This window comes from Pseudomonas sp. K5002, assembly GCF_013386655.1.
GTDB lineage: Bacteria > Pseudomonadota > Gammaproteobacteria > Pseudomonadales > Pseudomonadaceae > Aquipseudomonas.
The window spans coordinates 1-5,695 of record NZ_JACARK010000343.1 but is presented as its reverse complement, the minus strand read 5'-3'; the positions used below and the strand labels follow the sequence as shown (position 1 = coordinate 5,695).

At 57.4% G+C, this 5,695-nt stretch carries 5 protein-coding genes and 1 pseudogene; all 6 read right to left on the bottom strand.

Annotated elements, in window-relative coordinates; genetic code table 11:
* Positions 1-167: pseudogene (locus tag HX846_RS16805) on the bottom strand (LLM class flavin-dependent oxidoreductase); the annotation flags it as partial.
* 25 nt (positions 168-192) lie between these two features.
* Entirely contained in the window at positions 193-1,161 is a 969-nt protein-coding gene (locus HX846_RS16800) for a sulfonate ABC transporter substrate-binding protein (protein ID WP_087693274.1), read from the bottom strand.
* A 108-nt stretch (positions 1,162-1,269) separates the two neighbouring features.
* Positions 1,270-1,863 carry an NADPH-dependent FMN reductase gene (gene ssuE / locus HX846_RS16795; RefSeq protein ID WP_003213909.1) on the bottom strand — a complete coding sequence of 198 codons (594 nt, stop codon included), beginning with the start codon at positions 1,861-1,863 and terminating at the stop codon, positions 1,270-1,272.
* Positions 1,864-2,180: 317 nt separating this feature from the next.
* Positions 2,181-2,819: a peroxiredoxin gene (locus HX846_RS16790; protein ID WP_003213910.1), complete on the bottom strand. Its 639-nt coding sequence runs from the start codon at positions 2,817-2,819 to the stop codon at positions 2,181-2,183.
* 273 nt (positions 2,820-3,092) lie between these two features.
* Positions 3,093-4,451, bottom strand: a complete 1,359-nt coding sequence (locus HX846_RS16785) for an OprD family porin (protein ID WP_003213912.1) — start codon at positions 4,449-4,451, stop codon at positions 3,093-3,095.
* Between the two features lie 592 nt (positions 4,452-5,043).
* Positions 5,044-5,695, bottom strand: a 652-nt coding sequence (gene argA / locus HX846_RS16780) for an amino-acid N-acetyltransferase (RefSeq protein WP_178965745.1), incomplete at its 5' end; no start/stop codon positions are given.

The following is a 5,695-nucleotide window of genomic DNA, read 5'->3' as shown; positions in this document are numbered from 1 at the left end:
TCGCAGGAGCGGCCGGTGGGGATCAGTACCCCGCCGAAGCCAAGGCGGTCGGCCGCCTGGGCCACTTGCTGCAGATAACCGTGGTCTACGGCGCGAGCGCCTTCGGCGGTGCCAAGGTAATGGCCGTCGCCGTGGGTAGGCAGAAACCAGAAAATATTGAGGCTCATGGAGTTGTCTCCTGAAGAAGTCGGATTACGGCGCTTTGGCAACGGCGACAGGTGGTGTCCAGATCACGTCCTTGATGCTCAAGGGTTTGGGGATCAATTTGAGTTGGTAGAAGCTGTCGGCGATTTTCTGCTGCGCCGCGATCACTTCAGGCGTCAGGAACTGCGCACCGTAGCCCTGGCGTTTTACCGAGGTCAGGGTGATGTCAGCCGGCAGGCCCAGCAGCGGAGCAACTTGTTCGGTGACTTGTTCCGGGTTGGCCTTGGACCATTCGCCCACGGCGCGGACTTCTTCCACCAGCGTCTTGATCACTTCAGGGTGTTTTTCGGCGTACGGCTTGGTGGCCAGGTAGAACTGATGGTTGTCGGCAATGCCGGTGCCGTCACGCAGGGTGCGGGCCTGCAGTTGCTTCTCGGCGGCTGCCTGGTACGGGTCCCAGATCACCCAGGCATCGACGCTGCCACGCTCGAACGCGGCGCGGGCATCGGCGGGCGGCAGGAACACGGTCTGCACGTCGGTGTATTTCAGGCCGGCATCTTCCAGGGCACGTACCAGCAGGTAATGCACGTTGGAGCCTTTATTGAGGACGACTTTCTTGCCCTTGAGGTCTTGCACCGATTTGATTGGCGAGTCTTTCGGTACCAGGATCGCTTCGCTGGTAGGCGCCGGCGGTTCATAGGCGACGTAGAGCAGATCGGCACCGGCAGCCTGGGCGAACACTGGCGGGGTTTCACCCGTCACGCCGAAGTCGATGGAGCCTACGTTCAATCCTTCCAGCAGCTGCGGGCCGCCGGGAAACTCGGTCCACTGCACTTGCACGCCCTGCTCGGCCAGGCGCTTTTCCAGCGAGCCCTTGGCCTTGAGCAGCACCAGGGTGCCGTATTTCTGATAGCCGATCCGCAAGGTTTCGGCGGCCTGGGCTTGAACGATGGCGCCGAAGGACACAGCCGCAGCAAACAGTGCGACCAGACCACGACGCAAGATGACAGTGCGCATGGCGCTCTCTCCAAATATACGATTAGGGGGTTGGCTGCACCTGCTTGGCCGTTGGCGGCTGAGTAAGGTGAGTAGTACTTGTCGAATTCAAGTAAAGCTGGGTAAGGCTTAAATGCTCCAGCGAGCACTCAACAAACGTTCATTCAACACATTGGGGTCAAGGGGTTTCGGGCGGCGGGCCATGGCGCTGTAGAACGTCTCCAGGGCCTCGCTCAAGCGTTGTTCCAGCACCGGCACCAGTTGCGCCTGGGCGCTGCCTTCGCCGTAGGCGATCTGGCTGTCTTCGGCGAAAATCCCGTGGAGCAATTCCTGGGCTTTCAATGCCGACAGCACCGGCTTCAGCGCGTAGTCCACCGCGAGCATGTGGGCGATGCTGCCGCCGGTGGCCATCGGCAACACTATTTTGTGGGCCAGGGCGCGTTCAGGCAGCAAGTCGAGGATGGTTTTCAGCGCGCCGGAAAACGAAGCCTTGTACACCGGCGTTGCGATCACCAGGCCATCGGCGTTCGCCACTTGCTGCAACAGGTCGATGATTTTCGGGCTATCGAACCGCGCGTGCAGCAAGTCTTCGGCCGGGAAGTCCCGTATCTGATAACTCACCACTTCCACGCCTTGTTGCTGCAACCAGTTGCGGGTGTGATCCAGCAAGACCCCGGACCGGGAACGTTGGCTGGGGCTACCACCAAGTGTTACGACCAGCATGTAGGAAATTCCTTTGGAAAGTGTCGGCGGTTCGCTATGTGGCGATGGCGCCAAGATGGGACAGACCATATCAGCCAATTTATATATCTATAAATCTTATTTTTTCATTTGTTTATTCTTTAAATGCATATGCTGCCGACTAAATCGCAGGCATAAAAAAAGGCCGTCGAAACGGCCTTAAAACCCCTGCTATGTGAGACTTGAAATGCGCGCAAGTGTGGGAGCGGGCTTGCTCGCGAAAGCGGTGTGTCATTCAAAGATGCATCAACTGACAGTGCGCATTCGCGAGCAAGCCCGCTCCCACATGTGGTTGTGTGTCAGCGATTCGGTTGAGGGGTGAGCCGCAGGTACGGCTTCACCGCCCGGTAACCCTTCGGAAAGCGTTTCTTGATCTCTTCCTCGTCCTTGAGCGACGGCACGATCACCACTTCGTCACCGTCCTGCCAGTTGGCCGGGGTCGCGACTTTGTGGTTGTCGGTCAGTTGCAGCGAGTCGATCACCCGCAGGATTTCGTGGAAGTTGCGACCGGTGCTGGCCGGGTAGGTGATGGTCAGGCGAATCTTTTTGTTCGGATCAATCACGAACAGCGAACGCACGGTAAGGGTGTCACTGGCATTCGGGTGGATCAGGTCGTACAGGTCGGAGACCTTGCGGTCAGCGTCGGCCAGGATCGGGAAGTTGACGATGGTGTTCTGGGTTTCGTTGATGTCTTCGATCCACTTGTGGTGGGAGTCCACCGGGTCCACCGACAGCGCAATGGCCTTGACGCCCCGCTTGGCGAATTCATCCTTGAGCTTGGCGGTGAAACCCAGCTCGGTGGTGCACACCGGGGTGAAGTCCGCCGGGTGGGAAAACAGCACGCCCCAGCTATCGCCCAGCCACTCGTGGAAGCGAATCTTGCCGGCGCTGGAATCCTGTTCAAAGTCGGGGGCGATGTCGCCCAGTCTGAGGCTCATGGTGTGGCTCCTGATGAGTGCTTATGGAGCCCACTGTGCCTGTGTCGCGGATTATTTAAAAAGAATAAATATCGATTTATCTAGACGATAAAGGAATATTAAAAATCTGTTCATTGGACTTGGCAACGGGCGTGGATCAACATCTGCTTCAAGGTTCGAGAAGGCCTTGAGACGCTGTACAAAGAGGGGTTCAGGACGGGCTTGCGGGGGTTGAGCCCGGCTTGAAAAGTAAAGCACCCTGCCCGGCATTGCGCCGGGCAAGGTTTTACGCTCTTACTTGAACGCGTAGGTGTAGCTGAGGATTACGCGGTTTTCGTCCTGGGAACGGGTGTTCGCCAGGTCGGTACGCCACATCGCGTTTTTCCAGGCAACGCCCAGGTTTTTCAGCGGACCTTCTGGAACAACGTAAGCCAGGGTCAGGTCGCGTTCCCACTCGTTACGCTCGCCGACGGTGGTGTCGATGTTGCTACCTTTGAGGTAAACCACACCGGCAGTCAGGCCAGGTACGCCGATCTTGGCGAAGTCATAGGCGTAGCGAGCTTGCCAGGTACGTTCGCCAGCACGGGCAAACTTCTGGATTTGCATGTCGGTGATGGTGCTGTTCGACGAGCCGTCACCTTGGTTCAGCCAAGGGAAGTCGCTGTCGCCCTTGGTGTACTGGTAGCCAGCACCGAAGGTGTGACCGGCAACCGAGTACAGCGCCAGGTAGCTGTACAGGTCGTTGTCGACCTTACCTTTGACCTTGGTGGCGTTGGTCGGATGATCCGAGTAGTAGCCGGAGGTGTAGTAACCGGCAGTATCACCGTTGGCACCGTTGTCACGGCTGCGGTAGTAGCGCAGGTCACTTTTCAGGACGCCAGGACCGATCGCCCAGTTGTGGACCAGGCCCAGGAAGTTCTGAGAGTAGAAATCCTTCAGCTCGCCGAAGTAGTACGAAGCGGTCAGGTCTTTGTTGATTTTGTAGTCAGCACCGGCGTAGTAGAACTTGTTGACGAAGTTACCAGCGTCGTAGTTCGAGCTGCCGTTGGCACCGGCCAGGGACAGACCTTCATTGTTGCTGGAGTTACGGCCTTTGGAGTGCTCGATCTGACCAGCAGTCAGGGTCAGGTCCTTGAACTCGTTCGAAGAGATCTCGCCGCCCTGGAAGGTTTGTGGCAACAGACGACCGTCGTTGGTCTTGATCACCGGGTTGTTCGGCTGCAAGGTACCGATCTTCAGCACGGTTTGGGAGATCTTGACCTTACCGGTCACGCCCAGGCTGGCGAAATCGTGAACGGCCTTGTTGCCATCACTTGGGAACACGGTGCCGCCGGAAGCAGTACCAGTGTAGTTACCGTGATCAGCGCGGCTGGAATCCAGACGCACGCCGTACAGGCCGATGGCGTCAAGACCGAAGCCCACAGTACCTTGGGTAAAACCCGAGATGAAACGCAGGTCGAAACCCTGACCCCATTCAGCGTTTTTGCTGCGGGTGTTCGAGGTAGCCGATGGCTTCAGATCGCGGTTGTCGGTGTTGATGTAAAAGTTACGTACGCCCAGCGTGATCTTGCTGTCATCGATAAAACCAGCGGCGCCTGCTTGTTGGGCGATTGCCCCCAAAGCTACGGCCAACGCCAATGTTGACTTCTTCATGTACCGCTCCTCTCATTTCTAATTTTTGTATTTCTTAGGTCTCGGGTCTGACGCCCTCGATCCACAGATGCGCGATTAGCACCGGATAGTGACTGACAAGTCAATCGTAACCTTGTGTGTCTACTACTTTCGTCTAACCGCAGTTAATTTGGTCCTTGCAGGGTAATGAGTTTTTCATACACCCAAAAAGAATTGTTTCGTCCTTTTTCATACCATTCAGGAATAACGCTTTCCATGGGACGGTCAAGCCGACAGGCGATGCCGCTCCATAAGCGTTTTCCGAAAGAGTATGTCTTTGCGCTTTTTTAGATCGTTTTGTGTTGACCAAACGGGGTCATACGTCACTCACGATCAAAAACGCGACGCCATCATGGCCAAACGCACATCATTCCGTCAATTTGTTACAGTTTTTGTATCGATGAAACTTTTCTGCCGTCCCAGCAATCCACCTCACCGTACCCGGTGATAATGTCACTTTGATGTCAGTTATATGTATAAATTGGCAAACCCTGTGTTCAGGGCCGATGCGTCCGCCGAGGAGCACGACTCGCCAAAGTGACAGGCGAGAGGATTGCGCCCTCGCCCCTTAGCCTTACAACGCCTTTTCGAAAATCTTCGAATTACGCTGATAGTTGTATAACGACGCCCGCGCCGACGGCAGGCGATCCACCGTGCTCGGCACAAAACCACGTTCGCGGAACCAGTGGGCGGTACGGGTCGTCAGCACGAAGAGCGTCTTCAAACCCTGGGCCCGGGCACGGGTCTCGATGCGCTCCAGCAGCTCGTCACCGCGACCGCCATGACGGTACTCCGGGTTCACGGCCAGGCACGCCAGCTCCCCTGCGTCGGAGTCGGCGATCTGATACAGCGCCGCACAGGCGATGATCATGCCTTCACGTTCCACCACGCTGAACTGCTCGATTTCCCGCTCCAGCACTTCCCGGGAACGACGCACCAGAATCCCCTGCTCTTCCAGCGGGCTGATCAGGTCCAGCAACCCGCCGACGTCTTCAATCGCCGCTTCGCGCACCAGTTCGAACTGTTCCTGGGCCACCAGCGTACCGCCGCCATCCCGGGTGAACAGCTCGGTCAGCAAGGCGCCGTCTTCGGCATAACTGACAATGTGGCTGCGCCCTACGCCGCCCCGGCAAGCCTCGGCGGCCGCGTCCAGCAATTCGGCCTGGTAGTTGTTGCCCAGGCGTTGCAGGTGCGCAGGCACCTGTTGCGGCCGCAACTCACGCACC

Coding starts and splice junctions, on each gene's coding strand:
- HX846_RS16790 (WP_003213910.1), bottom strand. CDS start 2,819: ATGAGCCTCAGACTGGGCGACATCGCCCCCGACTTTGAACAGGATTCC.
- HX846_RS16800 (WP_087693274.1), bottom strand. CDS start 1,161: ATGCGCACTGTCATCTTGCGTCGTGGTCTGGTCGCACTGTTTGCTGCG.
- HX846_RS16785 (WP_003213912.1), bottom strand. CDS start 4,451: ATGAAGAAGTCAACATTGGCGTTGGCCGTAGCTTTGGGGGCAATCGCC.
- ssuE (WP_003213909.1), bottom strand. CDS start 1,863: ATGCTGGTCGTAACACTTGGTGGTAGCCCCAGCCAACGTTCCCGGTCC.